This window comes from Streptomyces sp. 3MP-14 (assembly GCF_006334905.2).
Taxonomy (GTDB): Bacteria; Actinomycetota; Actinomycetes; order Streptomycetales; family Streptomycetaceae; genus Streptomyces; species Streptomyces triticirhizae.
The window spans coordinates 1-25218 of the sequence record NZ_VDLZ02000026.1; the positions used below are offsets into that span (position 1 = coordinate 1).

The 25218-nt window shown below is 72.5% G+C and carries 27 protein-coding genes; 11 read left to right on the top strand and 16 right to left on the bottom strand.

The window, feature by feature from the left end:
- Window positions 1–272 precede the first annotated feature (272 nt).
- A complete protein-coding gene (locus tag FH609_RS29795) occupies window positions 273–944 on the bottom strand; it encodes a DNA-3-methyladenine glycosylase (RefSeq protein ID WP_139675539.1) in 672 nt (223 codons plus the stop codon).
- 83 nt (window positions 945–1027) lie between these two features.
- Here FH609_RS29795 and FH609_RS29800 point away from each other — a divergent pair, with 83 nt between their 5' ends.
- Window positions 1028–1567: a YbhB/YbcL family Raf kinase inhibitor-like protein gene (locus FH609_RS29800; protein ID WP_139675541.1), complete on the top strand. Its 540-nt coding sequence runs from the start codon at window positions 1028–1030 to the stop codon at window positions 1565–1567.
- Between the two features lie 132 nt (window positions 1568–1699).
- Window positions 1700–2230: an HNH endonuclease gene (locus FH609_RS29805; protein ID WP_139675543.1), complete on the top strand. Its 531-nt coding sequence runs from the start codon at window positions 1700–1702 to the stop codon at window positions 2228–2230.
- 84 nt (window positions 2231–2314) lie between these two features.
- Here FH609_RS29805 and FH609_RS29810 read toward each other — a convergent pair whose 3' ends face one another.
- The 3 genes from FH609_RS29810 to FH609_RS29820 all read right to left on the bottom strand — a co-directional run bounded on the left by FH609_RS29810 (window position 2315) and on the right by FH609_RS29820 (window position 4701).
- A complete protein-coding gene (locus FH609_RS29810) occupies window positions 2315–3286 on the bottom strand; it encodes an SPFH domain-containing protein (RefSeq protein ID WP_139675545.1) in 972 nt (323 codons plus the stop codon).
- Between the two features lie 67 nt (window positions 3287–3353).
- A complete protein-coding gene (locus FH609_RS29815) occupies window positions 3354–3776 on the bottom strand; it encodes an NfeD family protein (protein ID WP_139675547.1) in 423 nt (140 codons plus the stop codon).
- A gap of 133 nt (window positions 3777–3909) precedes the next feature.
- Complete coding sequence (locus tag FH609_RS29820) at window positions 3910–4701, bottom strand: ABC transporter ATP-binding protein (protein WP_139675549.1); 792 nt, start codon at window positions 4699–4701, stop codon at window positions 3910–3912.
- A 131-nt stretch (window positions 4702–4832) separates the two neighbouring features.
- Between FH609_RS29820 and FH609_RS29825 the strand changes: the two genes are divergently transcribed.
- Window positions 4833–5621 (top strand): hypothetical protein, encoded by a 789-nt coding sequence (locus FH609_RS29825; protein ID WP_139675551.1) that lies wholly within the window; start codon window positions 4833–4835, stop codon window positions 5619–5621.
- A gap of 88 nt (window positions 5622–5709) precedes the next feature.
- Here the strand turns inward: FH609_RS29825 and FH609_RS29830 are convergent, their stop codons facing one another.
- The 5 genes from FH609_RS29830 to FH609_RS29850 form a co-directional block, all read right to left on the bottom strand.
- A complete protein-coding gene (locus FH609_RS29830) occupies window positions 5710–5949 on the bottom strand; it encodes a chaplin (protein ID WP_139675553.1) in 240 nt (79 codons plus the stop codon).
- A 157-nt stretch (window positions 5950–6106) separates the two neighbouring features.
- Entirely contained in the window at window positions 6107–6346 is a 240-nt protein-coding gene (locus FH609_RS29835; RefSeq protein WP_139675555.1) for a chaplin, read from the bottom strand.
- A gap of 218 nt (window positions 6347–6564) precedes the next feature.
- Window positions 6565–7206, bottom strand: a complete 642-nt coding sequence (locus FH609_RS29840; RefSeq protein ID WP_139675557.1) for a response regulator — start codon at window positions 7204–7206, stop codon at window positions 6565–6567.
- The gene (locus tag FH609_RS29845; protein WP_139675559.1) at window positions 7199–8350 is read right to left on the bottom strand and encodes a GAF domain-containing sensor histidine kinase; all 1152 of its coding nucleotides are present in this window, start codon (window positions 8348–8350) and stop codon (window positions 7199–7201) included. Before FH609_RS29845 ends, FH609_RS29840 begins: the two co-directional genes overlap by 8 nt.
- A gap of 118 nt (window positions 8351–8468) precedes the next feature.
- Complete coding sequence (locus FH609_RS29850; RefSeq protein WP_139675561.1) at window positions 8469–10985, bottom strand: FHA domain-containing protein; 2517 nt, start codon at window positions 10983–10985, stop codon at window positions 8469–8471.
- Between the two features lie 256 nt (window positions 10986–11241).
- Between FH609_RS29850 and serB the strand changes: the two genes are divergently transcribed.
- Window positions 11242–12462 (top strand): phosphoserine phosphatase SerB, encoded by a 1221-nt coding sequence (serB, locus tag FH609_RS29855; RefSeq protein WP_139675563.1) that lies wholly within the window; start codon window positions 11242–11244, stop codon window positions 12460–12462.
- A gap of 20 nt (window positions 12463–12482) precedes the next feature.
- Here serB and FH609_RS29860 read toward each other — a convergent pair whose 3' ends face one another.
- From FH609_RS29860 to FH609_RS29870, 4 genes are all read right to left on the bottom strand, one after another.
- Window positions 12483–13001 (bottom strand): SixA phosphatase family protein, encoded by a 519-nt coding sequence (locus FH609_RS29860; protein ID WP_139675565.1) that lies wholly within the window; start codon window positions 12999–13001, stop codon window positions 12483–12485.
- Window positions 13002–13110: 109 nt separating this feature from the next.
- Window positions 13111–13293, bottom strand: a complete 183-nt coding sequence (locus tag FH609_RS29865) for a hypothetical protein (RefSeq protein ID WP_139675567.1) — start codon at window positions 13291–13293, stop codon at window positions 13111–13113.
- A gap of 174 nt (window positions 13294–13467) precedes the next feature.
- A complete protein-coding gene (locus FH609_RS32245) occupies window positions 13468–13584 on the bottom strand; it encodes an SGM_5486 family transporter-associated protein (protein ID WP_264372794.1) in 117 nt (38 codons plus the stop codon).
- Window positions 13585–13600: 16 nt separating this feature from the next.
- Entirely contained in the window at window positions 13601–14884 is a 1284-nt protein-coding gene (locus FH609_RS29870) for a CynX/NimT family MFS transporter (protein ID WP_193318132.1), read from the bottom strand.
- 86 nt (window positions 14885–14970) lie between these two features.
- Here FH609_RS29870 and FH609_RS29875 point away from each other — a divergent pair, with 86 nt between their 5' ends.
- Window positions 14971–15654 (top strand): FadR/GntR family transcriptional regulator, encoded by a 684-nt coding sequence (locus FH609_RS29875; RefSeq protein ID WP_139675571.1) that lies wholly within the window; start codon window positions 14971–14973, stop codon window positions 15652–15654.
- A gap of 128 nt (window positions 15655–15782) precedes the next feature.
- On the opposite strand, the gene fabI is transcribed toward FH609_RS29875, so the two are convergent.
- Together fabI and fabG are read right to left on the bottom strand one after the other, a co-directional pair.
- Entirely contained in the window at window positions 15783–16562 is a 780-nt protein-coding gene (gene fabI / locus FH609_RS29880; protein WP_139675573.1) for an enoyl-ACP reductase FabI, read from the bottom strand.
- A 4-nt stretch (window positions 16563–16566) separates the two neighbouring features.
- A complete protein-coding gene (gene fabG, locus FH609_RS29885) occupies window positions 16567–17286 on the bottom strand; it encodes a 3-oxoacyl-[acyl-carrier-protein] reductase (RefSeq protein WP_139675575.1) in 720 nt (239 codons plus the stop codon).
- Between the two features lie 318 nt (window positions 17287–17604).
- Between fabG and FH609_RS29890 the strand changes: the two genes are divergently transcribed.
- The 5 genes from FH609_RS29890 (at window position 17605) to FH609_RS29910 (ending at window position 22903) form a co-directional block, all read left to right on the top strand.
- The gene (locus FH609_RS29890; protein WP_139675577.1) at window positions 17605–19128 is read left to right on the top strand and encodes a TldD/PmbA family protein; all 1524 of its coding nucleotides are present in this window, start codon (window positions 17605–17607) and stop codon (window positions 19126–19128) included.
- A complete protein-coding gene (locus FH609_RS29895) occupies window positions 19125–20525 on the top strand; it encodes a metallopeptidase TldD-related protein (protein ID WP_139675579.1) in 1401 nt (466 codons plus the stop codon). The genes FH609_RS29890 and FH609_RS29895 overlap by 4 nt, the downstream gene beginning before the upstream one ends.
- Window positions 20526–20581: 56 nt before the next feature.
- Complete coding sequence (gene tyrS, locus FH609_RS29900; protein WP_139675581.1) at window positions 20582–21985, top strand: tyrosine--tRNA ligase; 1404 nt, start codon at window positions 20582–20584, stop codon at window positions 21983–21985.
- A gap of 79 nt (window positions 21986–22064) precedes the next feature.
- Complete coding sequence (locus tag FH609_RS29905) at window positions 22065–22415, top strand: DUF3099 domain-containing protein (protein ID WP_139675606.1); 351 nt, start codon at window positions 22065–22067, stop codon at window positions 22413–22415.
- Between the two features lie 257 nt (window positions 22416–22672).
- Entirely contained in the window at window positions 22673–22903 is a 231-nt protein-coding gene (locus FH609_RS29910) for a hypothetical protein (protein WP_139675583.1), read from the top strand.
- Between the two features lie 76 nt (window positions 22904–22979).
- On the opposite strand, the gene moaA is transcribed toward FH609_RS29910, so the two are convergent.
- Window positions 22980–23963 (bottom strand): GTP 3',8-cyclase MoaA, encoded by a 984-nt coding sequence (gene moaA / locus FH609_RS29915; RefSeq protein ID WP_139675585.1) that lies wholly within the window; start codon window positions 23961–23963, stop codon window positions 22980–22982.
- 209 nt (window positions 23964–24172) lie between these two features.
- On the opposite strand from moaA, the gene FH609_RS29920 reads away from it, so the two are divergent.
- The gene (locus tag FH609_RS29920; protein WP_139675587.1) at window positions 24173–25195 is read left to right on the top strand and encodes a DEDDh family exonuclease; all 1023 of its coding nucleotides are present in this window, start codon (window positions 24173–24175) and stop codon (window positions 25193–25195) included.
- Window positions 25196–25218: the final 23 nt, after the last annotated feature.

Below are 25218 nucleotides of genomic sequence, written 5' to 3' on the forward strand. Positions count from 1 at the left end.
TGACTTTTGGCACACTGTTGAGTTCTCAAGGAACGGACGCTTCCATCAAACCCCTCTCAGGGCCCTCCGGGCGCTTCCCTTCGCTGTGTCCACTACTTTAGAACCAACCCCACCCGAATTCCAAATCGGGGTTCTCGGGGGGATTTTCGGCGTGCCGAAAGAAGCCCCCGGGAGGGAGATCGTTGCTTGGTAGTGGGCCTGTCGCCGAAGCTGCTCCGAAGGGTCTGACGACCGGCTTCCAGGGGCGTCTGCTTCAGGCGACTCGATCCACGTTACGACTCCGTGGCCGGCACGTCAAGCCGGGCAGCTCGGCGGCGCGGCTGGTGGGCCCGGTAGGGGCTGACGGTGGGGTCGTCGGCGATCCAGTAGCGCCAGGGGTGGACCGCGCCCGGGCCCGATATCCCGGTGCGGGGGCCGGAGTTGACCCGGGCGCGCGGGACCGGGGTGCCCTGGCGGACGTGGAGCGGGGCGGTCGGTGCCCCGCAGACGTCGGTGCCGTCGAGGGCGCGGTCCACGCCGAGCGCGGTGGCCAGCCGGGCCGGGCCCTTGGCCAGCTCGGTGTCCTTGCGGGCCTTGGCCCTGCGGGCGCGGGCCAGTTCGGCGCCGGTGAGGATCTCGCCGGCGCGGAGCAGGACACCGCTGGCGTGGTCCTCGGGTCCGCAGACCAGGTTGAGGCAGTGCCACATGCCGTAGGTGAAGTAGACGTAGGCGTGGCCTGGCGGGCCGTACATCGAGGCGTTGCGCCGGGTGCGGCCCCGGAAGGCGTGGGAGCCGGGGTCGATCTCTCCGGCGTACGCCTCGACCTCGGTGATCCGGAGGGTGATGGTGCCCTGCTCGGTGGTGCGGACCAGGGTGCGCCCGAGGAGTTCGGGGGCGACGTCGAGCACCGCGCGGTCGAAGAAGTCACGGGGCAGCGGCTGGTCGGGGGTGGGCTTCTTCGGCACGTCTCTCTTCCGGCGCTTCAGGGGTGGTCGGCTGACTAGGCTAACCGGCGAAGCGAACCGTTCGACGAGGAGGTTTCCGCTCTATGTCCGAGTTGCGCCGTCGTCCCCTGCCGCATGACTTCCATCCGCCGGTGGCCGCGTTCACGGTGACCAGTGAGGAGTTCCAGGACGGTGGGCCGCTGCCCGAGGCGCAGGTGCACGCGGGGGGCAATCGTTCTCCGCAGCTGAGCTGGTCCGGCTTTCCCGAGGGGACCCGGAGCTTCGCGGTGACCTGCTATGACCCGGACGCGCCGACGGGGAGTGGGTTCTGGCACTGGGTGCTGTTCGACCTGCCGGCCTCGGTGACCGAGTTGCCGGCGGGAGCCGGGGGCGCGGACGGGTCCGGGCTGCCGGCGGGGGCGGTGACGGTGCGGAACGACTACGGGACGCGGGACTTCGGCGGGGCCGCGCCGCCGCCAGGGGACGGGCCGCACCGGTATGTGTTCACCGTGTACGCGGTGGGCCAGGAGAAGTTGGGTCCCGACGAGAACGCGACGCCGGCCCAGGTGGGCTTCATGCTGCGGTTCCACGCGCTGGGTCGGGCGCAGCTGGTCGGCGAGTACGAGGTGCCGGCCGAGGGCTGATCCCGCGCGTGTTCACCTCCCGTTCCCGTGAAGTGCCGCCGGGGGAAATTGCGTTGTCCGACCGTGGTGGTGGCGGCACAGTGGGTGCCGGCCCGCTGGGGACGGCGGCGCGGGAACGGGGAGGTGGTCGGGGTGTCGGGCACCCTGGTGTTGAACGCGAGCTATGAGCCGCTGTCGACGGTGTCGCCGCGGCGGGCCGTGGTGCTGGTGTTGCAGCGCAAGGCGGATCTGGAGCACGCGGTGCCTGGCTCGCGCTTCCGGGCGGCCGCCCTCGATCTTCCGGTGCCGCAGGTGATCAGGTTGCGGCGGTTTGTGAAGGTTCCGTTTCGACAACAGGCGCCCTGGTCGCGGCGGGGGGTGCTGGTGCGGGACCGGCACCGGTGCGCTTACTGCGGGCGGCGGGCGACGACGGTGGACCATGTGGTGCCGCGTTCGCGCGGGGGCCGCGACACCTGGCTGAATACCGTCGCCGCCTGTGCGGACGACAACCGGCGGAAGGCGAACCGGACGCCGGCCGAGGCGGGGATGCGGCTGCTGGTGGAGCCGTTCCAGCCGACGCCGGCCGATGCGCTGGTGCTGGCGCTGGGCGGGCAGGGTGCGGTGGGCGAGCTGCCGGAGTGGCTGACCGCCAGGGCGGCGGCCGGCTCGTTGCGGGCGGCCTGAGATACGGAACAACGCGGCGGTGCCGTCCGGGAGTTGGGCTTCCGGGCGGCACCGCCGTCGTGTGGCGTGGCGAGCGACCGTGGGTCACTCGATGTAGGGGCGCTCCCGGGGGGACGGGGGCTTGTCGAGGGTGGGGCCGCCGCCCTGGCCGCCGTTGCCCCCGCCGTTGTCGTTGTCGCCGGCGCCGGTGATGCGGTTGAGGTTGCCGCCGAGGCCCTTGAGCGCCTCGCCGATCTCGCTGGGCACGATCCAGAGCTTGTTGGACTCGCCCTGGGCGATCTTGGGGAGCATCTGCACGTACTGGTAGGAGAGCAGCTTCTGGTCGGCGTCGCCGGCGTGGATCGCCTCGAAGACGGTGCGGATGGCCTGGGCCTCGCCCTCGGAGCGGAGGGCGGCGGCGCGGGCGTCACCCTCGGCGCGCAGGATCTCGGACTGCTTGGCGCCCTCGGCCTGGAGGATCTCCGACTGCCGGACGCCCTCGGCCTGGAGGATCGCGGCGCGCTTGTCGCGGTCGGCGCGCATCTGCTTCTCCATCGAGTCCTGGATGGAGGTGGGCGGCTCGATGGCCTTCAGCTCGACGCGGTTGACGCGGATGCCCCACTTGCCCGTGGCCTCGTCGAGTACCCCGCGCAACGCGGCGTTGATCTCCTCGCGGGAGGTGAGGGTGCGTTCCAGGTCCATGCCGCCGATGATGTTCCGCAGGGTGGTGACGGTGAGCTGCTCGATCGCCTGGATGTAGTTGGAGACCTCGTAGGTCGCCGCGCGCGCGTCCGTCACCTGGTAGTAGATGACGGTGTCGATGTTGACGACCAGGTTGTCCTGGGTGATCACCGGCTGGGGCGGGAAGGGGACGACCTGTTCCCTGAGGTCGATCCGGTTGCGGATGCGGTCGATGAAGGGAACGACGATGTTGAGGCCGGCGTTGAGCGTGCGCGTGTAGCGACCGAAGCGCTCGACGATGGCTGCGCTGGCCTGCTGGATCACCTGGATGGTTTGGACGAGCGCGATGACGACCAGCACCACCAGGATGATCAGCACGATGATGATGGCGTCCATCGTGTACTCCCCCTGCTGCTAGTTGAGTTGGGACGTTTGTCGGGACAGCTGCCTGCCGCGGCAGCCATCACATCACGATGGCGGTGGCCCCGTCGATCTCGACGACGCTCACCTGGGTGCCCGGCTCGTAGGTGTCCTCGTCGCCCAGCGCGCGGGCCGACCACTCCTCGCCGGCGAGCTTGATGCGACCGCTGTGGATGTCGACGCGTTCCAGCACGACGGCGGAGCGGCCCTTGAGGGCGTCGACGCCGCTGCGCAGCTCGGGCGGGCCGGTGCCGGCGCGGCGGGCGATGGGGCGGACGGCGAGGATCAGGGCGGTGGAGACCACCGCGAAGACCAGCACCTGGATGACCAGGCTGTCCGTGAACGAGGCGGTGATGGCCGCCGCCACGGCGCCGGCGCCGAGCATCCCCAGCTCCGGCATGGTGGTGAGCACCAGCGCGATGCCGAATCCTCCGGCGGCTATCAGCCACCACACCCAGAAGTCCACCAAGCCATCGTAATGCCGTGGTGGGGCCAGGGAACAGGTCGCTAACCGGTCAGTGGGGCCCGTCCGTTGAGGTCGGACTGAGGTCGGACTGGTGGCGGTCGAACTGGTGGCGGTCGGTCAGGTGCGTGGTCGGTCAGGTGAGCGGGAGGCCCCGGGCGGTCCAGCGGTCGCCCTGGCGCTCGACGACCAGGGGCAGGCCGAAGCAGCGGGAGAGCTGGGCGGAGGTGAGGGTGTCCTCGACGGGTCCGGCGGCCAGGACTCTGCCGCCTCTGATCAGCAGGACATGGGTGAAGCCGGGGGCGATCTCCTCGACGTGGTGGGTGACCATCACCATCGAGGGCGCGTAGGGGTCGCGGGCCAGCCGGCCGAGCCGGCGGACCAGGTCCTCGCGGCCGCCGAGGTCGAGGCCGGCGGCGGGCTCGTCGAGGAGCAGCAGTTCGGGGTCGGTCATCAGGGCGCGGGCGATCTGGGTGCGCTTGCGCTCGCCCTCGGAGAGGGTGCCGAAGCGGCGGTCGAGGAGGTCGTTCATGCCGAGGCGGTCGAGGAAGGCGCGGGCGCGCTGCTCGTCGACGGCCTCGTAGCTCTCCTGCCAGCCGGCGGTCATGCCGTAGGCGGCGGTGAGCACGGTCGACAGGACGGTCTGGCGGCGGGAGAGCTTGTCGGCGAGCGCGCTGCTGGCCATGCCGATGCGGGGGCGCAGCTCGAAGACGTCGACGCCGCCGAGCTTCTCGCCGAGGATCTGGACGGTGCCGCTGGTGGGGAACAGATAGCTGGACGCGACGTTCAACAGGGTGGTCTTGCCCGCTCCGTTGGGGCCCAGGATCACCCAGCGCTCGCCCTCGGCGATCGACCAGGAGACCTTGTCCAGCAGAGCGCGGCCTTCGCGGACCACGGATACGTCCACCAGCTCCAGTACATCGCTCATGCGCGCGGTTACTCCCCTTGCCATCGCCGTTTCGGTGCCTGTGGGCACTTCCCCAGGACAAAACCTACGCCACCCTTCACCGGCATCGAGCGTCAGGCGGCTTGTTCCGGGTTCTTCCTTAAGGTAGAGGCATGTGGGAGGAACCTCGTGTGGGGCGGCTGGCCGCCTGGGGCAACGCGCTGTTGGCCGGTCTGGTGTCGCCCGACGACGCGGCGGCCGGGGTGGTCGCCGACGACGCGGCGCACCGGGTGGCGGGGCTGCCGGGTGAGTCGGGCCAGGTCGGGCTGACGTTGGCGTTGGGCCGGCTGCGGGCGCTGGGCGCGGTGGGGCTGCGGATCGCGTTGCCGGCGCCGGGGCATCCGTTGGGGCTCTCGGGTCCGCCGGAGTTCAACGAGGCGGCGTTGGAGGCGGGTGAGGCGGTGCTGGTGTCGGGGCCGGCGCTGGGTCTGGTGCCGGAGGTGGTGGAACGGGGGCCCGCCGGGGACGTGTGGTGCGAGGTGCTGTGGCGGGTGTCGCCGGTGCGGCAGGCGCCGCCGGCGGATGTGCCGTCGTTGGGCGAGGCGGAGCGCGAGTTGGCGGAGGTGCTGCGGGACGCGACGCGGGCGTTGACGGCGTTGGACGTGGCGGGTTCGGGGCCGGTGGCGGAGGCTGCGCTGGCGGCGTACCGGGCGCGGATGGAGCGGGGGCGGCAGCTGTTGGCGCCGGGGTATCCGCCGCGCGCGGTGCGGGTGTTGGAGCTGGCGGGGCGGGTGGCGGCGCTGGTGGACATCGCGGGGCGGGACGAGGGCGGTGGCGCGGTGAGCGCTGCCGAACTGACGGGGCGGGAGGCGCTGTTGCGGCCGGTGGAGCGGGCGGCGCGGCGGGCGCGGGTGGCGGCGTACAACGCCTACGCGGAGGAGCGGGAGCGGCAGCGGGGGTAGTGCTCCCCCGCCGTTGACGGGCCCCGGGCAGGGAACGGCCCCCGGGGCCGGCTGGCTTCCGGGGGCCGCTTCGGGCGGTGGGGCTTCGTCAGTCGTTGACGGCCGCGTTGCCGAAGGTGGGGTTGAGCAGGCCGATCACGTTGATCGAGTTGCCGCTGAGGTTGACCGGCACGTGGATGGGTGCCTGGATGTTGTTGCCCGAGATGACGCCGGGCGAGCCGGCGGCGCCGCCGATGGCGCCGGAGTCGGCGGCGGCACTGCCGGCGGCGGCGCCCAGGGTGGCGCCGGTGGCGGCGAGGACCAGGGCGGCCTTCTTCGCGGTGTTCATGAGATGCGTTCCTCCTGGACGGATGCGTGTGCCGCGACTCCTCGGTGGGAGTCGCGCGTTGCACAACGCGTCGATCTGGGGTGCGGCACGGGCGGGCGGCCCGATACCCCCGTTCGGATCAACGCGTGGGGCGTGGGCTGACGGTGGCCTGGCCCGTTCAGTGGTTGACGGCGAGGTTGCCGAAGGCCGGGTTGAGCAGGCCGATCACGTTGATGGTGTTCCCGCTGACGTTGACGGGGACGTCCACCGGGATCTGCACGCTGTTGCCGGAGATGACGCCGGGCGAGCCGAAGGCGGCGCCGGCGGCGCCGCTGTCGGCGTTGGCCACGCCGGCTCCGGTGGCGGCGATTCCGCCGACGAGGAGAACGACGGCGCCGGCCTTCCTGAGGTTGTTCACGTTGCGTCCCTTGGCTGGGTGGTGAGAAGTCGGCCGGTGCGGGGTTGCCCCGGCTCGCCCTCAACAACGGCCGCCCGTGGGACGGGACACGCCCGGGGCGCTCGCCTCACCCGATGGTATGAAGAGCGGAGTTGACCATGGTCCGACGAAGTGGGACCGAAGGCGACAAATCCCGGCGCGCCGCGCCCGGTTGGGGGCGCGGCCGGTCGGGCCGGGGCTCAGTCGGCGATGCCGTGGCGGACCGCCCAGAGGGCGGCCTGGGTGCGGTCGGCGAGGTCCAGCTTCATCAGGATGTTGGAGACATGGGTCTTCACGGTCTTCTCGGAGAGCACCAGGGCGCGGGCGATCTCCCGGTTGGCGCGGCCCCTGGCGATCAGGGCCAGCACCTCGCGCTCCCGGTCGGTGAGCGAGCCGCCCCGGCCGCCGCCCCCGCCCTCCTGGGCCAACAGGGCGCCGGCCACCTCGGGTTGGAGGAGGACGTGCCCGGCGTGCACGGAGCGGATGGCGCCGGCCAGGGCGTCGGGGTCGATGTCCTTGTGCACATAGCCGGCGGCCCCGGCGCGCAGCGCGGGCACGATGGTGCGGCGCTCGGTGAAGCTGGTGACGATCAACACCCGGGCGGCGTTGTCCCGTTCGCGGAGCTGGCCGAGGGCCTCGACGCCGTCGGTGCCGGGCATCTTGACGTCCATCAGGATGACGTCGGGGCGCAGTTCCTCGGCGGCGGCGACGCCGGCCGATCCGTCGGCGGCCTCGCCGACCACCTCGATGTCGTCCTGCACCTCAAGGAAGGTCCGCAGGCCGCGCCGGACCACCTGGTGGTCGTCCACGATCAGCACGCGAATGGCCTTGGTCTCAGGCACCCGGCACCTCCATCTCGATCACGGTTCCCTGGCCGGGAGTTGAGCGCACGGTGAGCGTGCCGCCGACGGCCGCCGCCCGGTCCCGCATGGAGACCAGGCCCAGGTGGCGGCCCGCCGTGCGGATCGCGTCGGGGTCGAAGCCCGTTCCGTCGTCGCTGACCCGCAGCACGGTGGCGGTGCCCCGGCGGTGCAGCGCGACGGTGACGGTGCCGGGTTCGGCGTGGCGCAGGGCGTTGTGCAGCGCCTCCTGGGCGACGCGCAGCAGCGCCGACTCCTGGGGCGCGGGCAGGGCGCGGGTGTCGCCGCAGTCGAAGACGACCTTCGCGGGGTGGGCGCGGTCCAGGACCTGGGCCTGGGCGCGCAGGGTCGCGGCGAGGCCGTCCTCGTCGAGGGCGGCGGGGCGCAGTTCGACGACGGCGGCCCGCAGCTCCTCGGCGGCCTCGGCGGCCAGCGCGGTGACCTGGCGCAGCTCGCTCCTGGCGCGTTCGAGGTCGCGGTCGAGGAGGGTGGCGGCGGCCTGGGCGGTGAGCCGGAGCGAGAAGAGCTTCTGGGCGACGGCGTCGTGCAACTCGTGGGCGAGCCGGGCGCGTTCGTCGGAGATGGTCAGCTCGCGGCTGCGCTCGTAGAGGCGGGCGTTGGTCAGGGCGATGGCGGCGTGTTCGGCCAGCAGGTGGAGGAGCTGCTCGTCCTCGCCGGTGAAGCCGCAGCCGTCGCGGGGGCGCGGGGCGTCTCTGGGGCAGCGCTTGTTGGCGAGGAAGATGGCGCCGAGGACCTCCTCGCCGTCGGCGATCGGCATTCCGAGGAAGTCGGTCATCTCGGGGTGGGCCGAGGGCCAGCCCTCGAAGCGGGGGTCGAGGCGGACGTCGGGGAGCCGGACGGGGGTGGCCGAGGTGAGCATGGCGGCGAGGATGCCGTGCTGGCGGGGCAGCGGGCCGATGGCCTTCCACTGGCGGTCGGTGACGCCGTCGACGAAGAACTGGGCGAAGCCGCCGTTGCCGTCGGGGATGCCGAGCGCGGCGTAGCGGGCGTCGAGCAGCTCGCGTGCGGAGCGCACGATGGTCTGGAGCACGTCGTGCACCTGGAGCGTGCGGTTCATGGCGAGCAGCGCGGCGGAGACGGCCGCGAGACCGGTGGGTTGGCCCATGGTCGAAACGGTAACCCGCCGCCGCCCTGGTCGGATCGGGCGGCGGCGGGTCGCGGGGTCGGGCCCTCGGCCTAGGTCGTGCGGCCGAGGCGGGCGGGCGCGGGGCCCGCCGGGTGGGTCAGGCGCGCATGACCTCGGGCTCGTGGCGGCGCAGGAACTTCATCACCAGGAAGCCGCAGATCACGGCGAGCACCAGCAGGGCGCCGACGTCGAGCAGCCAGTAGCCGGCCTCGTGCTTCCACAGCGGGTCCGGGTCGGGCTCGGCGGTGGGCGATGCGGTCAACGTGTTGAGGTCGACCGTGGTGCCGGTGCCGGCCAGGGCCCAGCGGGAGGGCATCAGCCAGGCGAGCTGCTCCACGCCCAGGGTGCCGTGGACCTGGAAGAGGGCGCCGGTGAAGACGAGTTGGACCACGGAGATCATCACCAGCAGCGGCATGGTCATCTCGGAGGTGCGGACCAGCGCGGAGATCACCAGGCCGATCATCATCGAGGTGCAGCCGAGGGCCATGATGACCAGGCTCATCTCGATGGCGGGCGAGCCGCTGAGGATCACGCCCTCCGGGGGCATGTCGCGCGGGGCGAAGCCGATGATGCACAGGATCGCGCCCTGGAGCACGGTGACGATGCCCAGCACGAAGACCTTGGACATCAGGTAGGCGGAACGGGAGAGGCCGACGGCCCGTTCTCGTTCGTAGATGACGCGTTCCTTGATCAGCTCGCGGACCGCGTTGGCCGCGCCGGCGAAGCACATGCCGACGACGAGGACGAGCAGCACGATGCTGGCGTCGCCGTTGCGCAGGCCGTTCTCCACGGGGCCGTAGCCGAGGCCGGAGTCGGCGGGGATGGCGAGGCTGACCAGGCCGAGGATGATCGGCAGGGCGACGGTCAGGCCGAGGAAGCCCTTGTCGGCGAGGATCACGGCGGAGTAGCGGCGCATCAGGGTCAGCACCTGGGAGCCCCAGGTCTGGGCCTTCTGCTGCATGACGCCCATCGGCTGGTAGGGCGCGGCCTGCGGCTGCACCGCGTCGAGGTCGGCGGCGTACATCTGGTAGTGCTGCGAGCCGCGCCAGCGGCCCATCCAGTCGTAGTCGCGGTAGTTCTCGAACGCGGAGAAGACGTCGGCCCAGCTGTCGTAGCCGAAGAAGTTGAGCGCCTCGTCCGGCGGGCCGAAGTAGGCGACGCCGCCGCCGGGGGCCATCACCAGCACCCGGTCGCAGAGGCCGAGTTCGGCCACGGAGTGGGTGACGACCAGCACGGTGCGGCCGTCGTCGGCCAGGCCGCGCAGCAGCTGCATCACGTCGCGGTCCATGCCGGGGTCGAGGCCCGAGGTGGGCTCGTCGAGGAAGATCAGCGACGGCTTGGTGAGCAGTTCCAGGGCGACCGAGACCCGCTTGCGCTGGCCGCCGGAGAGCGAGGAGATCCGCTTGTCGGCGTGCGGCACGAGCTTCAGCTCGGCCAGCACCTCCTCGACCCGGTTGTTGCGCTCGGCCGCGCCGACGTCGCCGGGGAACCTGAGCTGGGCGGCGAGCCGGAGCGCCTGCCGGATGGGCAGCGCGGTGTGCAGGATGTCGTCCTGCGGGACGAGTCCGATGCGGTGCCGCAGCTCGGCGAAGTGCGTGTACAGGTTCCGGTGGTCGTAGAGGACGTCGCCGTAGGTGGCCGGGCGGTAGCCGGTCAGGGCGCGCAGCAGGGTCGACTTGCCGGAGCCCGAGGGGCCGATGACGCCGATCAGCGACTTCTCGGGGACGCCGAAGGAGACGTCGTTGAGGATCGTGGTCTGGCCGTTGTTGACCTGGACGGTCAGGTGGCGGGCCGAGAAGGAGACCTCACCGGTGTCGACGAACTCCTGGAGCTGGTTGCCGACCAGGCGGAACGTCGAGTGGCCGATGCCGACGGTGTCGTTGGGGCCGAGATTGGCCCGGCCGTTCTTCGGCAGCTGCTGGCCGTTGACGTAGGTGCCGTTGTGGCTGCCCAGGTCGTGGATCTCGAACCGGCCGTCCGAGTGGGCCAGGAACTCGGCGTGCAGCCGGGAGACCTGGAGGTCGGAGACGACCAGCTCGTTCTCCAGCGCGCGGCCGATCCGGGTGACCTTGCCGACGGAGAGCTGGTGGAGGCTGGTGGCCCCGTGGTTCGGCGGCTCGCCGTGCGGCGGGCCGGCCGGCGGCTGGTGCTGCGGCGGCGGCCCGGTGGGCGGCTGGTGCTGGGGTGGGCCCGCCGGCGGCTGGTGCTGGGGCGGCCCGGCGGTGGCGGCCTGCGCCTGCGCCTGCGCGTAGGGCATCGCGGGCGCCTGCTGCGACTGGTACGGCACGGCCGGCGCCTGCTGCGACTGGTACGGCGCCGAGGCGCCGGCGGAGAAGGTCAGCCGGGGGCCGTCGGTGGCGTTCCCCAGGTGTATGACCGTGCCGGGGGCGAGCGCGTGCTGTTGGATGCGCTGCCCCTGCGCATAGGTCCCGTTGGTGCTGCCGTGGTCCTCGATGACCCAGCTGTTCCCACCCCACCGCACGGTCGCGTGACGCCACGAGACACGAGCGTCCTGAAGGGCGAAGTCGCCCTGTGGATCTCTACCGAGGCTGTACGACCTGGTAGGGTCCAATGTCCAGATTTGACCGTTCAATTCGAGTACGAGTTCCGGCACTCCATGCCCCACAAAGTTGTCCCCCGAGTGACCTCCGGCCGGAAGTCTAGGGATGGTTGAACATCGTTGGGGAACTATTCCAGGCTCTGGCCGGAAACGGGAAGTCGCCCCCCGAAAGTCACCAAGCTGTCGCGAAGCGTGGGCTTCACTGTGACGTTCGCCGCCCGGCCTGGGCGCTCGCGCCGCTGGTCGGGGTGTCCGGCTGCCGGACCGCGCGCCGGTCGCCCGCGTCCCAGCCGCTAACGTGGGCCCCATCATGACCTCCGTGACTTGGGCGGACGAGAACGCCCCCACGCTGCTGGTGAAGATCTTCGGCCGGGACCGCCCGGGGCTCACGGCCGGACTGTTCCGGACGCTGGCGAGCTTCCGGGTGGACGTCATCGACATCGAACAGGTCGTCACCCGGGGGCGGATCACGCTGTGCGCGCTGGTCCGGCCGCCGGCCGGGGACGCGCCGCAGGCGGCCGAGGGCGAGCTGCGGGCGACCGTGCACGCCTGGGCCGAGGGCGCCGGGCTCCAGGCGGAGATCATCTCCGGAACGGGCGACAACCCGGCGCGCGGCACCGGGCGCAGCCATGTGACGGTGCTGGGGAACCCGTTGACCGCCGAGACCACGGCGGCCGTGGCGGCGCGGATAGCGGCCACCGGCGGGAACATCGACCGGATCTACCGGCTGGCCAAGTACCCGGTGACGGCCGTGGAGTTCGACGTCTCGGGCGTGCCGACGGAGGAGCTGCGGACCGCGCTGGCCAGGGAGGCGGCGGCCAGCGGCGTGGACATCGCGGTGGTGTCCTCGGGCCTCCAGCGGCGGGCGCCCCGGCTGGTGGTGATGGACGTGGACTCGACGCTGATCCAGGACGAGGTGATCGAGCTGTTCGCGGCGCACGCCGGCTGCGAGGAGCGGGTCGCCGAGGTGACGGCGGCGGCGATGCGCGGGGAGTTGGACTTCGAGCAGTCGCTGCACCAGCGGGTCGCGCTGTTGGCCGGTCTCGACGAGTCGGTGGTCGACAAGGTGCGGTCCGAGGTGCGGCTGACGCCGGGGGCGCGGACGTTGATCCGCACGCTCAAGCGGCTCGGCTGCCAGGTGGGCGTGGTCTCGGGCGGGTTCACGCAGGTGACGGACGCGCTGCGGGAGCGGCTCGGGCTGGACTTCGCGGCGGCCAACACCCTTGAGGTGGTGGACGGGAAGCTGACCGGCCGGGTGGTCGGCGAGGTGGTGGACCGGCCGGGGAAGGCGCGGCTGCTGCGGCGGTTCGCCGCCGAGGCCGGGGTGCCGCTGTCCCGCACGGTGGCGATCGGGGACGGCGCCAACGACCTGGACATGTTGAACGCGGCGGGCCTCGGGGTGGCGTTCAACGCGAAGCCGCTGGTGCGGGAGGCGGCGCACACGGCCGTCTCGGTGCCGTTCCTGGACACCGTGCTGTATCTGCTGGGCATCACCAGGGAAGAGGTGGAGGCGGCCGACGCCCAGGGCTGAGCCGCGCGCTCAGCCGGGCCTCAGTCGTGGGGCGTCCAGAAGGTGACCAGGCGCGCCGCGCCGGGCTCCAGCGACTTCCAGCCGCCGGTCAGCGTCAGCACGGCCTGGGCCGCCGTCGGGAAGCCGGTGGCGTGCAGCCGGGCGCGGGTGTCGCCGTCGGAGGTGCCGGCGAGCAGGTCGGCCAGCGCGTGCAGGGTCGGGTTGTGGCCGACGACCAGCAGGTCGGTGACCGCGTCGTCCACCTCGTTGAGCACGGCGATCACCTCGCCCGGCGTGGCCTCGTACAGCCGGCTCTCGTAGGTGGTCCTGGGGCGGCGGGGCAGCTCGGAGGCGCACAGCTTCCAGGTGTCGCGGGCGCGCACGGCCGTTGAGCAGAGGGTGAGTTCGGGGGTGACGCCTGTGCCGGCGAGCCGGCGGCCGGCGAGGAGGGCGTCCTGGCGGCCCCGCTCGGCGAGCGGTCGATCGTGGTCGGCGACGTCGGGCCAGTCGGCTTTGGCGTGTCGGAGAAGAACGATCCTGCGGACAACTTCGACGCTCATGTGCCCCAGCTTCGCACGAAACGGGCAGTACGGGTCGGGGCGTTGGGCATCGGTGCCGCCGGGCGGGCCGGGGCTCGGGGCGGCGCGGCGCCGGGTTTGCGGGTAGGCGTCAGAGCAGGGTCGACTGGAGGTGTTCGACGACGCGGGTGAGCGGGTCCATGCCGCCGGCCGTCGTGTTCTCCCCGCCGGAGGCGAGCAGGGCGAGGAGCCCGAGGAAGACCGCGACGGGCAGGGCCACGGCCCACCAGCGCAGGCGCAGCTCGGGTTGGCTGGTCTGGGCGCGAGCGGTCATGGCGCTTCCCTTTCCTCCGCTGCTGTTCGTGAGCGCCTTGGTCGGCGGCTCACCAAGGAATCTAGGGAAGATCGCGGCCCGGGCCCATCCGGTGAGCCACCCAGTCGCCCCTGAACCCAGCCCCCTAGGGGATGGTGGGGCCAGCACCACCCCGTGGAGGGGTCGTGGGACGCGTCAGGGCGAGGCGACGGTAGCGATCACGGCGATGACGATCGTGATCCCGAGCATGGCGCCCAGGATGAGCAGCAGGGTGCGTTGTCCGTTGCCTGGGTTGGGGTCGAGCGCTGGCATGGCACCAGTCTCGCACTCAGTGCCCGTCCTCCACGCAGCGGTCCCGCCCGGCGAGCACCCCGCAGCAGACCTGGGCGACCAGCAGCGCCAACAGCAGCAGCAGCGGGGCCGTCCAGCCGCCGGTCGCCTCGTTGAGCGCGCCCACCAGCAACGGGCCCGGCACGGACAGCAGATAGCCGACGCTCTGCGCGAAGGCGGAGAGCCGGATCACGCCGGGTCCGGTGCGGGCGCGCAGGCCGATCATGGTGAGGGCGACGGTGAACGCGGTGTTGGCGACGCCCAGCAGCACCGCCCACACCCAGGCGCCGCCGGCCGGCGCCAGCCACAGCCCGAGGTAGCCGCCGAAGCCGCACAGGCCGACGGCGATCACCAGCGGGCCCTGGGTGCGCAGCCGGGTGGCGAGGGTGGGCACCAGGAAGCTGAGCGGCGCGCCCATGCCCATCACCAGCGCCAGCAGCAGGCCGGCGGTGGAGGCGGAGACGCCGGCGTCGCGGTAGATCTGCGGCAGCCAGCCCATGGTGATGTAGGCGGCCATCGCCTGGAGGCCGAAGAACACGGCCAGCGCCCAGGCGGTGGGCGAGCGGGTCAGGCGCAACGGCCGCCCGTCGGGGCCGGCCTCGGCGCCGCCGGGGCGGCGGGCGTCGTCGCCCCTGGCACGCAGCCGGGGCAGCAGCACCAGCCAGGGCAGCAGCGCGAGCGCGGCGAGCAGCGCCCAGGCGGCCAGCCCGGCGCGCCAGTTGTCGCCCATCGCGCGGCTGACCGGGATGGTGAGGGCTGCGGCCAGGGCGGTGCCCAGGGCCAGGCCCATCGAGTACAGGCCGGTGAGCAGCCCGACCCGGTCGGCGAAGAAGCGCTTCACCAGGACCGGCATCAGCACGTTGCCCACGGCGATGCCGCCGAGCGCGAGGGCGCTGGTGGCCAGGAAGACGGCGGTGTTGCCGGCGACCGCGCGCAGCCCGAGGCCGGCGCTGATGGCGACCAGCCCGGCGAGCACCACCTTCACCGGGCCGAAGCGGCCGGCGAGCCGGGGCGCGGTGACGCCGAAGACCGCGAAGCAGAGCGCGGGCACGGAGGTCAACAGGCCGGCGACGGTGGCGGACATGCCGAGGTCGCGGCGGACCTCGGCGAGTACCGGGCCGAGCCCGGATATCGCCGGGCGCAGGTTGAGCGCGGTCAGCACCAGCGCGACGGCCAGCAGCACGCGGCCCCGACGCGCCGGGGCGTCGGGGTGGCCGGCGGGCGCTCGGTCACGGACGGCGGAACGTCGGGGCGGAGTACGGTCTTTCTGAAGAAGCCCCATGGCTCTCATCATAGAATCATGGGATGAATAGGCTCCACGGGGTCGCGCCGAAGAGGCCGCGTGGAAACCGGGCAACGGGGAGAGCCATGTCACTGACCGCGCCACGTCGCGCCGCGTTGGCAGACCAGGTGATCGGGCAACTGCGCCTCCAGATCACCTCGGGCGAGTGGCCGGTGGGCTCGCGCATCCCGACCGAGCCCGAGCTGGTGGAGCAGCTGGGTGTGGCGAGGAACACGGTCCGCGAGGCGATCCGGGCCCTGGCGCACAACGGGCTGCTGGACATCCGGCAGGGCTCGGGCACCTATGTCGCGGCGACCAGCGAGTTGGCGGGCGTGATGCACCGGCGGTTCGCCGAGGCCCAGCCCCGGGACGTCGCCGAGGTGCGCAGCACACTGGAGGCCTCGGCGGCCCGGCTGGCCGCACGCCGCAGGACGCCGCGCGAGCTGCGGCAGTTGGACACCCTGCTGGCCCGCCGAGAGGCGGCCTGGGACACCGGGAACGTGGAGCGCTTCGTGGAGGCGGACGCCACGTTCCACATGGCGGTCGTCCAGGCCTCCCACAACGAGGTGTTGACCGAGCTGTACGCCGATCTGGGCTCCGTGGTAAGGGCGTTTTTGCGCCATGATGTGGGCGACGAGCTGCGCGCCGATGAGCACATGGACCACGGGCGGCTGGTCGACGCGATCCGCGCCGGCGACCCGGAGACCGCCGCCAGCGAGGCCGGCTCCTACGCCCGGGTGTGCGGGCGTTCGCTCTACGCCGCCGGCTGAGTCGTTCCCCGAGGCGCGCGCCCGTTCCCGGCTCGACGCGACGGCGCCCCCGGGCCCGTTCGAGCGGGGCCGGGGGCGCGCGTTCCGCGTGGTGCGGCGGGCGGTCGAAGCGCCCGTTCCGTCGAGCGTCAGGCGCCCATCATGTGGACGCCGCCGTCCACATGGACGATCTCGCCCGTGGTCTTCGGGAACCAGTCCGACAGCAGCGCCGCCACGCCCCGGGCCGCCGGCTCCGGGTCGGTCAGCTCCCAGCCGATCGGCGCCCGGGTGTTCCAGACGTCGGCCAGCTCCTCGAAGCCGGGGATGGACCGGGCGGCCATCGACTTGATCGGGCCGGCCGAGACCAGGTTGACCCGGATGTTCCGGTCGCCCAGGTCGCGGGCCAGATAGCGGGAGGTGGCCTCAAGTGCCGCCTTGGAGACGCCCATCCAGTCGTACTTGGGCCAGGCGACCTGCGCGTCGAACGTCAGGCCGACGACCGAGCCGCCGCGCCGCTCCAGCAGCGGCAGCACCGCCATGGTCAGCGACTTCAGCGAGTACGCCGAGACCTCGACGGCCGTCGCCACCGAGGGCCACTCCGTCGCCAGGAAGTTGCCGCCCAGCGCGTCCTGCGGGGCGAACGCGATGGAGTGCACCACCCCGTCCAGGCCCACGCCCTCGCCCAGGTGCTCGGTGATCCGGCCCGGCAGGCCCGCCAGGTGCTCGGCATTCTGCACGTCCAGCTCGATCACCGGGGCCGGCTTGGGCAGTCGCTTGGCGATCCGCTCCACCAGGGAGAGCCGACCGAAGCCGGTCAGGATCACCTCGGCGCCCTCCTCCTGGGCGAGCCGCGCCGCGTGGAAGGCGATCGAGGACTCGGTGAGCACCCCGGTGACCAGGATGCGCTTGCCGGCGAGAAGTCCACTCATGGTGTCAGTGCCCCATGCCCAATCCGCCGTCAACGGGGATGACGGCTCCGGTGATGTAAGCGGCCTCGTCGGAGGCCAGGAAGCGCACGGTCGCGGCGATCTCCCGGGGGTCGCCGTAGCGGGCCAGCGGAATCCGCTCGATGATCAGCTCGCGCTGGTCGTCGGTCAGCTCCCTGGTCATGTCCGTGTCGATGAAGCCGGGGGCGACCACGTTGCAGGTGATGCCCCGCGAGCCCAACTCCCTGGCCAGCGAGCGCCCGAAGCCGACCAGGCCGGCCTTGGACGCGGCGTAGTTGGCCTGCCCCGCCGAGCCCAGCAGCCCCACCACCGAGGAGATCAGCACGATCCGCCCGGTGTGGGCCCGCAGCATCCCCTTGGCGGCGCGCTTGACCACCCGGAACGTGCCGGTGAGGTTGGTCTCCAGCACGGAGGCGAAGTCGTCCTCGGACATGCGCAGCAGCAACTGGTCGCGGTTGACGCCCGCGTTGGCCACCAGCACCTCAACCTTGCCGTGCGCGTTCTCCACCTCCTTGAACGCCTGCTCCACCTGCTCCGGCTCCGTGATGTCGCAACGCACCGGCAGGCAGCCCAGGTCCAGCAGCTCCTGAGGCGGCTCGCCCGACCGGTGCGTGATGGCGACCCTGTCACCCGCCTCGGCGAGAGCGCGGGCAATGGCCAGGCCGAGCCCGCGGTTGCCTCCGGTCACCAGTACCGAGCGGCTCAAGGGACCACCTCTTTCGTGTCGTGTGCTTTCCACAACGCTAGACCCTCCGGTCGGTGAGACGTTAACCGAGGCGCGACAGGCACCGGCGTGGCTGGCTGTGGGGTTTCCACAGCGCAGGCCGCACCCCGCGCGGGGCGTGCCCGGCCGACTCCGGTCGGCGAAAGCCCTTGGCCACCGGGGGGTTGGGGACGCAGGATCGGTGCCGGGCGCGGTCGCGCGCGACCGCCGGCGCACGCCGTCGGGGCGTGTGCCGCTCCCCCGGGCCCACTCCCCGCCCGGGACGGACCCGAGAAGGACCTTCAGACACAGGAGAGACGGTTGCCCACAACGATCGACGACGCGTTCCTCGCACTGCCCCTACGACAACTCGCCGACGCCGCCCTCGCCAGGGCCAGGGCGCTGGGCGCCGAACACGCCGACTTCCGGCTGGAGTCGGTGCGCCACGCCCGCTGGGCGCTGCGGGACGCGCGGCCGGCCGGCAGCGAGTCGACGACCACCACCGGCTTCGCTGTCCGGGTGGTGCACGACGGCAGTTGGGGCTTCGCGGCCGGCGTCGACCTCACCATGGACGCGGCGGCGAAGGTGGCCGCCCAGGCCGTGGCCATGGCGAAGCTGTCGGCCCGGGTCACCCGGGCCGCCGGCTCCGACGAACGGGTCGAGCTGGCCGATGAGCCCTCGCACGGCGAGCGCACCTGGGTCTCCGCCTACGAGGTCAACCCGTTCGAGGTGTCCGACGCGGAGAAGATCGAGCTGCTGGCCGACTACAGCTCCCGGCTGCTGGCCGGCGCCGGGGTCGACCACGTGGACACGATGCTGTGGGCGGCACAGGAGAACAAGTTCTACGCCGACACCGCCGGCACCGTCACCACCCAGCAACGGGTGCGGCTGGCGCCCTCGTTGACCGCCACCTCCGTCGATCCCGCCTCCGGCCGGTTCGACACGCTGCGGACCCTGGCGCCGCCGGTCGGGCGCGGCTGGGAGTACCTGACCGGCACCGGCTGGGACTGGGACGGCGAACTGGCCGCGATGCCCGGGCTGTTGGCGGAGAAGATGGCCGCGCCCTCGGTGACCCCGGGGAAGCTCGACCTGGTGATCGCCCCGTCCAACCTGTGGCTGACCATCCACGAGTCGATCGGCCACGCCACCGAGCTGGACCGGGCGTTGGGCTACGAGGCGGCCTACGCCGGCACCTCGTTCGCCACCTTCGACCAGCTCGGCTCGCTGCGCTACGGCTCGAAGGCGATGCGGGTCACCGGCGACCGGACCACCGAGCACGGCCTCGCGACCGTCGGCTTCGACGACGAGGGCGTCGCGGCGCAGAGCTGGGACCTGGTCAGGGACGGGGTGCTCGTCGGCTACCAGACGGACCGGCGGATCGCCCGCCGGCAGGGCTTCGAGCGCTCCACCGGCTGCGCCTTCGCCGACTCCCCCGCCCATGTGCCGCTCCAGCGGATGGCCAACGTCTCGCTGCGCCCCGACCCGGAGGGCCCGAGCACCGAGGGGCTGATCTCCCGGGTGGAGAACGGGCTCTACATCCTGGGCGACGGCTCCTGGTCGATCGACATGCAGCGGTACAACTTCCAGTTCACGGGGCAACGGGCCTACGCCATCCGGAACGGCGAACTGGCCGGACAGGTGCGCGACTTCGCCTACCAGGGCACCACCACCGACTTCTGGGGCTCGATGGAGGCCGTCGGCGGGCCCGAGACCTATGTGCTGGGCGGCTCCTTCATGTGCGGCAAGGCGCAGCCGGGCCAGACCGCCGCCGTCTCGCACGGCTGCCCCTCGGCGCTGTTCCGTTCCGTCAACGTCCTCAACACCACGCAGGAGGCGGGCCGATGAGCGCTCCCCGACCCCACGAGACCGTCGAGCGCGCCCTTGAGCTGTCCCGGGCGGACGGCACGGTGGTGATCGCCGACGAGCACGGCTCGACCAACCTCCGCTGGGCGGCCAACGCGCTGACCACCAACGGCGTGACCCGGGGCCGCGTGCTGACCGTGATCGCCACCGTGGGCGGGGCCACCGGGGTCTCGGTCGGGGTGGTCTCCCGCTCGGCCGTCGCCGACGACGAGGTCGAGTCGCTGGTGCGCGCGGCCGAGGAGGCGGCGCGGCAGTCGCCGACCACCGACGAGGCCACGCCGCTGGTGGCGGGCACACCGGCCTCACCGGACTTCGCCGAGCCGCCGGCGGAGACCTCGCCCGAGGTGTTCGGGGCGTTCGCGCCGGCGCTCGGCGAGACGTTCGCGCGGGCGGCGGGCGAGGGGCGCGAGCTGTTCGGCTACGCCGAACACGCGGTGGTCTCCAGCTATCTGGGCACCTCGACCGGGCTGCGGCTGCGGCACGACCAGACGACCGGCTCCGTCGACCTGAACGCCAAGTCGCACGGTCGGCGGCGTTCCTCCTTCGCGACGGTGCCGGTCGCGGACTTCGACCGGGTGGACGTCGCCGCGCTGGACGCCTCGCTGGCGACGCGGCTGGCCTGGGCCGACCGCACGGTCGACCTGCCGCCGGGCCGCTACGAGACCCTGCTGCCGCCCTCCTCCGTCGCCGACCTGCTGCTCTACCAGCACATGACCAACGACGCCCGCCGCAGCCACGAGGGCCGCACGGTCTTCAGCCGGCCGGGCGGCGGCACCCGGGTCGGGGAGCGGCTGGCGACGCTGCCGCTGACCCTCGCCAGCGACCCGGCGGCCGAGGGCCTGACGGCCGCGCCGTTCGTGCTCTCCCGCTCCTCGACCGAGACGTTCTTCGTGGGCAACGCGGTCTTCGACAACGGGCTGCCGCTGGGCCGCACCGAGTGGATCGCGGACGGCGTGCTGCGGACGCTGCCCAACACCCGGCACTCGGCCGAGCTGACCGGGCTGCCGCTGGCGCCCGTGATCGACAACCTGCGGCTGGACGCGGGCGGCACCCGTTCCCTGGACGAGCTGGTGGCCACCACCGAGCGCGGCCTGCTGGTCACCTCCCTGTGGTACATCCGCGAGGTCGACCCGAAGAACCTGCTGCTCACCGGGCTGACCAGGGACGGCGTCTATCTGGTCGAGGGCGGCGAGGTGGTGGGGCAGGTGAACAACTTCCGGTTCAACGAGTCCCCGGTGGAGGTCATCGGCCGGGCCTCCGAGGCGTCGGCGACCGAGCTGACCAGGTCCCGCGAGTGGGGCGACTACTTCCCCCGGACGGCGATGCCGGCGCTGCGGGTGCCGGAGTTCCACATGAGTTCCGTCAGTCCCGGGGTGTGAACGCGCCCCCGTAGAATCGGCTCGTTCCCTTCCCCCGACAACGGCAGGACCACGACGTGACACGCCTCGGCGAATCCGTGCGGCGCGCCAGCGCGCTGCTGGCGCAGGACCTCTCCTCCGACACCACCGTCCAGCGGCTGCTGGAGGAGACGGCGACGCGGCGTTATCTGGACCTGACCGACCTGTCGCCCGGGGAGCAGGCCGAGCTGATCGCGGCCCGCGCGGTCGAGGTGCTGCCGTCGGCCGAACGGCTGGCGGAGCGCATCGAGGCCGCGCGGGCGGCGGGGCACGGGCTGCACGTGAAGTTCGGCATCGACCCGACGGCGGCCGACGTGCACCTGGGGCACGCGGTGCCGATGATCGTGCTCAGCCGCTTCCAGCGGATGGGCCACGACGTGACGTTGATCATCGGCGACATCACCGCCAAGATCGGCGACCCCTCGGGCCGCTCGGCGGAGCGCCCGCCGCTGACCGACGAGGACATCGCGGCCAACCTCGCCGGCTACCGCGACCAGGTGCGGCCGTTCTTCAACTTCGAGCAGGTCCGCTTCCGGCACAACAGCGAGTGGCTGGCCGGGATCACCCTGCCGAAGCTGATCGGCGTGCTCGCCCAGGTCTCGGCCTCCGCGCTGCTCCAGCGCGACGACTTCCGCAACCGCCTGGAGGCGGGCCACGGGCTGTCCATGTCGGAGCTGATCTACCCGGTGGCGATGGCGATCGACTCGGCCGAGATCGACGCGGACGTGGAGCTGGGCGGCGTCGACCAGCTGCTCAACATGCAGATGGGCCGCCGGGTCATGGAGATCTACGGGCAGACCCCGCAGCTGGTCGTCGGGATGCCGCTGATCGAGGGCACCGACGGCTCGGGCGCCAAGATGTCCAAGTCCAAGGGCAACTACATCGGCCTGACCAGCACGCCCGAGGACGTCTTCGGCAAGGTCATGTCCATCCCTGACCGGCTGATGGAGCCCTACCTGCGGGCCTGGACGGAGTGGACCGACGCCGAACTCGACGCGGTGAAGGGCCGGTTGGCCGACTCCTCGCTGCACCCGATGGACCTGAAGAAGGTGCTGGCCGGCGAGGTGGTCGCCGCGCTGCACGGCGTCGAGGCGGCGATGAAGGCGCGTGCCGGCTTCACGGCGCAGTTCTCGAAGCGCAGCTTCGCCGAGGTGGACACGCTGCCTGAGGTCTCGCTCGCCGAGCACGGCGGCGAGACGGTGGCGACCGTGCTGACGAAGGTGCTGGAGTTCGCGCCCAGCGCCTCGGCCGCGCGGCGGCTGGCCAAGCAGAACGCGCTGCGGCTGGTGCTCCAGGACGGGGCCGAGCAGCGTGCCGAGGTGCTGGCCGAGGCGGACGCGCTGCGGCCGCTGGCCGAGGTGGTGGCCGAACGGGCCGCCGCCGGCGCGCCGGACGGCCTGTACCTGAAGGCTGGCCGAAAGCTGGCCCAGCTGCTCCGGTGAGGGGTGGCTGGGCTTACCGTGAGCTGGACTCGCCGTGCGCCTGAGCGGTGGGCTTCAGCCTGGGAGACGGGTGACGAGGATGGCGCGCTGGCGCGGGACCGGCAGGGGCCGGGACGAGGACTCCGATGTGTACCGGATCACCGGTGCCCGGCAGAGCCTGGACGACGACGTCCGGGCGCGGCAGCGGCGGTACATCGTGGCGATGGTGGTCCGCACCGTCTCGGTGCTGCTCACCGCGCTGCTGTGGAACGTCAGCCTGCCGCTGGCCGTCGTCACGCTGCTGCTGGGGATCACGCTGCCGTACATCGCGGTGGTGATCGCCAACGCCGGCCGGGAGAACGTGCCCTCGCTGCCCTCGACCTTCGTCGGCGAGGCGGTGGTGCCACCGGCGCTGCCGCCGGCACAACAGGAAGCCCACAAGCGGAGTTGAGGCTTCCGTCGGCCAACCTCAGGAAAAGCTCAGATCATTTGGGTCATTCCCCTGCAATGACCGCCCCCTCGCGTGTCATACTTCAAGGGCGCTCCGTATCCCCCGTCGGAGCGACAGAGAGAAGCCGGGCGGCTCCCCCCGTGGCCGCCCGGCGTCGATCATGTCCGGGCCCAGTCAGCGTCTCGGCCGTCGCACCACGCGACCGTCACGCGACGCGGGTGGAGCGGCCCGGACGAGGAAGAACCTGGAAGGAACCCGTGTCGAACGAGCCCGCCGAGGCGCAGCTGGTCTGCTCGGCCAAGGGATGCCGGGCGGCGGCGGTCCATGTGCTCGCCTGGAACAACCCCAAGCTGCACACCCCCGAGCGCCGCAAGACCTGGCTGGCGTGCGACGAGCACCGGGAGTATCTGTCGCGCTTCCTGGGGCTGCGCGGCTTCCTGAAGGAGGTCGTGCCGCTCGACGAGTGGCGCGCCCGCGAAGAGGGTTGAGGCTTCCGTGGGGCCGGGCGCCCCGGCCCCCCTCGTTCCCGTGGCCTCAGCTTGCCTCAGCTTGCCTCAGCTTGCCTCAGCCGCCGATCGCGGACATCGGGCGGGCCGGCTGCTCGAACGTCGGCTCGTCCAGGCCCGAGCCCGGCTTCTTGCCCCACATCGCGCGCCGCCACAGCTCGGCCAGCTCGGCGTCGTCGACGCCGGCCCGCAGCGGGCCCCGCAGGTCCGACTCCTCGCGGGCGAAGAGGCAGTTGCGGACCTGGCCGTCGGCGGTCAGCCGGGTGCGGTCGCACGCCCGGCAGAACGGGCGGGTGACCGACGCGATCACGCCGACCCGGCCGGGGCCGCCGTTCACCAGCCAGCGCTCGGCCGGCGCCGAGCCCCGCCCCTCCTCCGGCGTGAGGGTGAACCGGCGCTCCAGCGCAGCCAGTATCTCCTCGGCGGTGACCATCCGCCCGCGCTGCCAGCCGTGTTGGGCGTCCAACGGCATCTGCTCGATGAAGCGCAGCTCGTACCCCTCGGCCAGCGCCCAGGCCAGCAGCTCGGGCGCCTCCGCGTCGTTGACGCCGGGCAGCAGCACCGCGTTCACCTTGACCGGGGTGAGGCCCGCGTCCCTGGCCGCCGCCAGGCCGCGCAGCACGTCGCCATGGCGACGGCGGCGGGTGATTCGCTCGAACGTCTGTGAACTCAACGTGTCCAACGACACGTTGACCCGGTCGAGTCCGGCTCCGCGCAGCGCCTCGGCCGTGCGCTCCAGGCCGATGCCGTTGGTCGTCAACGAGATCCTGGGCCTGGGGCGCAGCGCCGCGCAGCGCTCCACGATCGAGACCAGGCCGGGGCGGAGCAGCGGCTCACCGCCGGTGAACCTGACCTCCGTCACGCCCAGTTGACCGACGGCCACGCCGACCAGCCGCACGATCTCGTCGTCCGTGAGCAGCTCCGGCTTGGCCAGCCAGGACAGGCCCTCCTCCGGCATACAGTACGTGCAGCGCAGGTTGCACCGATCGGTGAGGGAGACCCGCAGGTCGGTGGCGATCCGGCCGTGGGTGTCGAGGAGCATCGGGCACCTCCGCTGGTGGGAAGCAGATGCCTCGCAGCGTACGGCACCCCTGTGACAACCAGCGCGAAACGCCCGCCCGACGCTGCTGACGGCCCGTTGCCGGCGGGGTGTCAGGGCCCGCTCGCCGGCCCCTTCGGCGGCCCGTTCGGCGGCCCAACTCCCGGGCTTTCGGCGGGCACTGTCGGTGCCGGCCCGTATCCTCTGGGACCATGCTCGATGACCACCACCAGCCAGCCATGGTCGACATCCCCGCGCAACGGGCCACCCCCGAGGTGCCCTGGCCGGAGGGCTACCCGTCGGGTTACGCGGTGGTGGACGTCGAGACCACGGGCCTGGCCAGCCACGACCGGATCGTCTCGGCGGCCGTCTACCGCCTGACCGCCAGGGGCGACGTGGAGGACCACTGGTACTCCCCGGTCAACCCGCAGCGCGATCCGGGGCCGACGTGGATTCACGGGCTGACCACCGAAATGCTGCGCGACGCCCCGCTGTTCGGGGAGATCGTGGACGAGTTGGCGGAGCGGCTCGCCGACCGGGTGCTGGTGGCGCACAACGCGGTCTTCGACTGGACCATGCTGGCCAGGGAGTTCGCCAGGGCCGAGCGCACGCCCCCGGTGCGGCAGCGGCTGTGCACCATCCGGCTGGCCAAGGAGCTGGCGCTGCCGCTGCCCAACCACCGGCTGGAGACGCTGGTGGGCCACTTCGGCGTCGAGCAGCGGCGCGCGCACCACGCGCTGGACGACGCCCGGGTGTTGGCCGAGGCGTTCCGGCCGAGCCTCCACCAGGCGGCCAGCCGCCGGCTGCCGCTGCCGCTGCACGCCTGCCGGCCGATCACGGAGTGGGCGCAGGGTCCGGCGGCCGCCGGGGACGGCCAGCGGGCGCGGGTGGGCGCGGCCGGCGCCTGGCGCGGCTGGCGGCCGGCGCGCCGCAGGCCGGCCTGCCCCTACCCGAACCCGGGCCGGTACGAGCCGGGTGGGCGGCTGGTGCAGGGGATGCGGGTCGCGTTCTCCGGCGACACCTCGACGGACCGGGAGCTGCTGGAGGACCAGGCCGTCGAGGCGGGGCTCCATGTGGCGACGAGCATCTCCCGCCTCACCAGCCTGCTGGTGACCAACACGCCCGAGGCGATGACCAGCAAGCTGGTCAGGGCCCGCGCCGTCGGCACGCCGATCCTGGACGAGGCCGCGTTCACCCACCTGCTCCGGGACGTGGCCCCGGCGGAGGGGGAGTGATGCCGCTCGGGTAGCGTCGTCAG